Raw genomic sequence first — 3754 nt, forward strand, 5'->3', positions numbered from 1 at the left:
CGGGCGCCACGACGTCGTAGGAGGCGCGCACCGCCGCGGCGAGGTCGAAGACGCGGTCGTGGTGGACGAAACCGTCGCTGTCGACCCGCGAGAGGGTGAGCAGGTCGTCGATCAGGCCGAGCAGCCGCGTGGTGTTCTCCGAGACCCGGCGCACCGCGTTGACCTGACCCTCGTTGAGCTCGCCGTAGGCACCCTCGCCGAGCATCTCGAGGTAGCCCAGGATGCTCGTCATCGGCGTGCGCAGCTCGTGGCTGACGCTCGAGACGAAGGCGTCCTTGACGGCGTCGACCTCGCGGAGGCGGTCGGCCGCCTCCCGCTCGGACTCCAACGCCTCCTCGAGGGCCCGTTGGGCCTCGACCTGGTCGGTGACGTCCTCGGACGTGCTGACATAACCGGTCGTGCGTCCCCGGTCGTCGACGATCCGCGACAGCGTCATCGCGTGCATCCGCTCGACACCGTCCTTGCGCACGAAGCCCAGCAGGGTCCCGGCGTGCTCCGGACCGATCAGCGCCTGCGCGACCACGTCGAAGTCGTCGACCACACCGACCTCGGCCGCCTTGCGGCTGACCGACAGCGGCGAGTGGAGCATCCGTGTCGACCGGCCGAGCACGTCGTCCAGGTCGTAGCCGAGCAACAGTCGGGCTCCGGGGTTGAACAGGGTGACGAGGCCGCGCTCGTCGGTGCCGATGATCGCGACGCCGGTCGCGCCGTCGACGATGCGCTGCACCTTGTCGCGCTCGGCCGCAGCGACGCGCGCCGTGGCGATCTGCTCGCCCACCCGGATCATGAGCGGCACCACGATGATCACGCAGGTGATGGCGAAGGAGGCCAGCAGCACGCCGCGGGCGTCGACCGGGAGGCCGTAGCGGACGGGGACGTCGGCGAAGGGACCGCTCCCAGCGGTCGTCATGAAGATCGCGAAGGCCACCACGGCCACCAGCTGGGCGAGCGACTCACGCGGGCTGATCCGCAGCGCGCCCCATGCGAGCACCGGGATCGCTGCGAACACGACCGACGGGAAGTCCTGGGGAAGGAACACCATCGGGGTCACGACGAGGATCGCCAACCACTGGATCAGGCGCTCCCCCGATCCGGCCACCGACTCCTGGTTGGGGAGGCGACAGAAGAACGGGATCAGGGTCAGGTTGGAGGCCAGGTGGGCGGTGCCGATCGACGCCGCCACGAGCCCGGGGCTGCCCCAGTCGGTGACCGCGGAGGTCGCACAGCCGATCGCTGCTGCGACCACGCCGCCGGCTCCTGCCGAGAGGAAGTAGGCCCGCAGGTCGGCGTCGGAGCGCAGGTCGGGCTTCTCGCCGGCGCCGTCGGTGAACAGGCGCGAGACCACCAGGGCCTCGAGCGCGCTGCCCAGGGCGAAGCCGGCGGCGACGTCCCAGGGTCGGCCCCCGAGCCAGATGGTGAGGAAGGCGACGACGACGACGCCGGAGACGATCGCGGCAGTGTGGCGCCGGCGAGCCAGCAGCAGGCAGCCCGTGGCCAGACCCGCCGGCCAGATGCCGGTAACCCGACCACCTTCGGGTGCGCCCCAGACCGCGATGAACCCGAAGAGAGCCATCAGCGCAGCCACGATCCACAGGCGCGCCACCCAGGACGTCGGCACCGGTGACATCCCTCCCCAGGTAGGTCCCCCCAGCATCAAACCGCACAACGACCCCCGAGGTGGGCGAACTGGGGCACGCCACACCGGTGCCGTAGGTTCGCCTGCGTGAGCTCAGCACGCAAGCACTACGACGCCGTCATCGTCGGGGGCGGCCACAACGGCCTGGTCTCCGCGGCCTACCTCGCCCGCGCCGGGCTCTCGGTCCTGGTCCTCGAGCGCCTCGCGCACACCGGAGGAGCAGCCGTGTCCGCGGCAGCCTTCGCAGGCCGCGACACCCGCCTCTCCCGCTACTCCTACCTGGTCTCGTTGCTCCCCACGCAGGTCGTCGAGGACCTCGGGCTCAACCTCGCGCTCGCCTCGCGTGCCACCGCCTCCTACACCCCCGTCGTCCGGGACGGACGCGCCGGCGGCCTGTTCATCGAGCACGAGGAGGGCGAGGCGACGCAGCGCTCCTTCCGCGAGCTGACCGGCTCGGAGACGGAGTACGAGGCCTGGCGCGAGTTCTACGCCGACGTCGCCGAGCTGGCCCACGTCGTCGCCCCGACGCTCACCGAGCCGCTGCCCGTCGAGCGCGCCGTGCGCGACCGCGTCGACCCAGGCATCTGGCGTGACCTCGTCGTCAACCCGTTGGGCGCCACGATCCAGGAGCGCTTCCGCGACGACACCGTCCGCGGCGTCGTGGGGACCGACGGCCTCATCGGCACCTTCGCCTCGCTGCACGACCCCTCGCTGATCCAGAACCGCTGCTTCCTCTACCACCTGATCGGCAACGGCACCGGCGAGTGGCGGGTGCCGATCGGCGGCATGGGTGCGGTCACCACCGAGCTGCACCGCGCCGCTGCCGACGCCGGGGCCGAGATCCTCGTCGACGCCGGTGTGAGCCGGATCCAGCCCGTCGACCAGGGCGGCTACGTCACCTGGCACGACGCGGACGGCGCCCACACCGTCATGGGCGGCACGGTCCTCGCCAACGTCGCCCCGTGGGTCCTCAAGATCCTGCTCGGCGAGCAGGAGGACCCGGCCACCAAGCCCGAGGGAGCCCAGCTCAAGATCAACTTCCTGCTCGACCGGCTGCCGGCGCTGAGGTCGGGCATCGACCCTGCCGTCGCCTTCGCCGGGACCCTCCACCTCGGCGAGGACTTCACGCAGCTCGAGACGGCGTACGACGACGCGGCCGCTGGGCGGGTGCCGACGAGCATGCCGGGCGAGATCTACTGCCACTCGCTGACCGACCCCTCGATCCTCGGCGACGTGCCGGCAGGCACCCACACGCTGACCTACTTCGGGCTGCACACGCCCGCGTCGCTCTTCGTCGAGGACCCCGAGGGCGCCAAGGCGCTCGCCGTCGAGCGCGCCATCGCCGCCCTCGACGAGCACCTCGTCGAGCCGATCATGGGCTGCGTCGCCCGCGACGCCCACGGCGAGCCGTGCATCGAGGCCAAGATCCCCCAGGACGTCGAGCGCGACCTCGCGATGCCCGGCGGCCACATCTTCCACGGCGACCTCGAGTGGCCCTGGGCAGCCAACCGCGCCCGCCTCGACACCCCCGCCCAGCAATGGGGTGTCCAGACCGAGCACCCCCACGTCCTGCTGTGCGGATCCGGTGCCCGCCGCGGCGGTGCCGTGTCCGGCCTCGGTGGTCACAATGCGGCCCAGGCCGTGCTCGCCTCTCGCTGATCCTTGCAACATCGCGCCGACTCGGCCCCGATTTTTCCCGACCGCCGTCCGCTGGTAATGTCTGCGTCGCTTCACCGCGCGGCATTAGCTCAATTGGCAGAGCAGCTGACTCTTAATCAGCGGGTTCGGGGTTCGAGTCCCTGATGCCGTACGACCGTCACCGGGCCGGACATCCTCGATGTCCGGCCCGGTGCCATTTCGCGCCCGTTCACCCCCAGGGTGCAGGGTGGGGCCATGCGCCGACTCTTCGTGACCCTGGCGCTCTGCCTCGCCTGCGTCGCGAGCGTCGTGCTCGTGCTCCGCGAGGGCTTCCGCCACCAGGCCCGCATCGCGCGCCGGGTGATCGGCAAGCCGCTGGGCGAGGACCCGCACTCGGCGGACCGCACCTACAAGAAGACGTACGGCGACCCGATCGAGCTGTTGCTGCTGGGCGACTCGATCGCGGCCGGCCTCGGGGCC

2 protein-coding genes, 1 tRNA gene and 1 pseudogene are annotated in these 3754 nt (G+C 71.3%); 3 read left to right on the forward strand and 1 reads right to left on the reverse strand.

Annotated features, from left to right (window positions below; all coding sequences use genetic code 11):
* Window positions 1-1618 (reverse strand): histidine kinase dimerization/phospho-acceptor domain-containing protein (locus tag RMN98_RS15775; protein ID WP_309649769.1); only part of this gene is annotated, 1618 nt, incomplete at its 3' end.
* A gap of 105 nt (window positions 1619-1723) precedes the next feature.
* Here RMN98_RS15775 and RMN98_RS15780 point away from each other — a divergent pair.
* From RMN98_RS15780 to RMN98_RS15790, 3 genes and pseudogenes are all read left to right on the forward strand, one after another.
* Window positions 1724-3295, forward strand: coding sequence for an NAD(P)/FAD-dependent oxidoreductase (locus tag RMN98_RS15780; protein ID WP_309649770.1), 1572 nt, complete (start codon window positions 1724-1726; stop codon window positions 3293-3295).
* Window positions 3296-3373: 78 nt separating this feature from the next.
* Window positions 3374-3446, forward strand: a tRNA-Lys gene (locus RMN98_RS15785).
* Between the two features lie 83 nt (window positions 3447-3529).
* Window positions 3530-3754: pseudogene (locus RMN98_RS15790) on the forward strand (SGNH/GDSL hydrolase family protein); the annotation flags it as partial.

Origin of the sequence: Nocardioides sp., from assembly GCF_031397825.1 — a bacterium.
In the GTDB taxonomy this organism is placed as follows: domain Bacteria; phylum Actinomycetota; class Actinomycetes; order Propionibacteriales; family Nocardioidaceae; genus Nocardioides.